Source organism: Streptomyces adustus (assembly GCF_009377175.1).
Lineage (GTDB): Bacteria > Actinomycetota > Actinomycetes > Streptomycetales > Streptomycetaceae > Streptomyces > Streptomyces adustus.
The window spans coordinates 1-1049 of the sequence record NZ_VJZD01000563.1 but is presented as its reverse complement, the minus strand read 5'-3'; the positions used below and the strand labels follow the sequence as shown (position 1 = coordinate 1049).

Annotated in this window: 2 protein-coding genes and 1 pseudogene; 1 reads left to right on the top strand and 2 read right to left on the bottom strand. The window is 73.5% G+C overall.

What is annotated here, in order from left to right; translation table 11 throughout:
* The first annotated feature begins 188 nt into the window (after positions 1-188).
* Positions 189-647 carry an RrF2 family transcriptional regulator gene (locus FNH09_RS46565; protein ID WP_152895897.1) on the top strand — a complete coding sequence of 153 codons (459 nt, stop codon included), beginning with the start codon at positions 189-191 and terminating at the stop codon, positions 645-647.
* Positions 648-705: 58 nt separating this feature from the next.
* On the opposite strand, the gene FNH09_RS46560 is transcribed toward FNH09_RS46565, so the two are convergent.
* Together FNH09_RS46560 and FNH09_RS49400 are read right to left on the bottom strand one after the other, a co-directional pair.
* Complete coding sequence (locus tag FNH09_RS46560; RefSeq protein ID WP_152895896.1) at positions 706-918, bottom strand: hypothetical protein; 213 nt, start codon at positions 916-918, stop codon at positions 706-708.
* A gap of 4 nt (positions 919-922) precedes the next feature.
* Positions 923-1049 (bottom strand): annotated as a pseudogene (locus tag FNH09_RS49400) (aminoglycoside phosphotransferase); the annotation flags it as partial.

The window sequence follows — 1049 nt, the reverse complement described above, 5'->3', positions numbered from 1 at the left end:
CCGCCACCCCACGGCCGGTCCGAGATTACGCGCCCGGAAGTGTCCGCGTCATGTCGTCCTCCGGCCGTTGTCGGCCACCGAACCGCCCCTGTTCTGGCCGGAGTACGACGTCGGAGCCGCCCTCGGACGGCCGCCGCGCGTCCGCGCCCGCAGGCGCCGACGCCCGTCCGGCACCCCACAATGGGGACATGAGGATCTCGGCACGGGCGGACTACGCGGTACGGGCGGTTCTCGAACTCGCCGTACGCCACGACGGGGACCCGGTGAAGGCGGAGACGATCGCCGCCGCGCAGGACATCCCGCACAAGTTCCTGGAGGGGATCCTCGGCGATCTGCGGCGCGGCGGGATCGTCGACAGCAGGCGCGGCGGGGGCGGCGGTTACCTGCTGGCCCGCGACGCCCGTGCCATCACCGTCGCGGACGTGATCCGCGCGGTCGACGGCCCGATCGTGTCGGTGCGCGGCGAACGCCCGACCGACCTCACCTACACCGGCTCCGCACAGCCGTTGCTGCCCGTGTGGATCGCCCTGCGGGCCAATGTGCGCAGGATCCTGGAGGGCGTCACGATCGCCGACATCGCGACGGACGCGCTACCGGACCCGGTACGCCTCCTCGCGGCGGACCCGGCGGCGTGGGAGAACCCGTAGATCCGTAACCGACGGATGATGAAGGACAGTTCACCGAAGGGCTGACCCCGCGGAGGCCCTAGGGGGACTTCGTCCGGGCCGCCCGGCCGAGCGCCTGGGCCACGGCGTCCGCGCCCTGTCCCAGCAGGGCCTTCTCCAGGCTGTGGTCGTCGTGGCGGGCCATGCGCTCGCCCTCGGCGAAGTCCTCGGGGCCCAGCACTCGGCCGCACCACTCCCCGTTGCCGACGGTGTGGCCGTCGAACGGTACGACCGCGCCCTCGCCGAGGGACACCCAGCGCCGGTCCCCAGGACGGCTTGCCGCCGGGAAGGCCTCGGTCCCCGGCCTGGCCCACGAGGAGGAGGGCGAGGCTCTTCGCGGCGGCCAATCCGCGTGCGCGCCGGATCATCGCCTCGTCCGCAGTC

Coding starts and splice junctions, on each gene's coding strand:
- FNH09_RS46565 (WP_152895897.1), top strand. CDS start 189: ATGAGGATCTCGGCACGGGCGGACTACGCGGTACGGGCGGTTCTCGAA.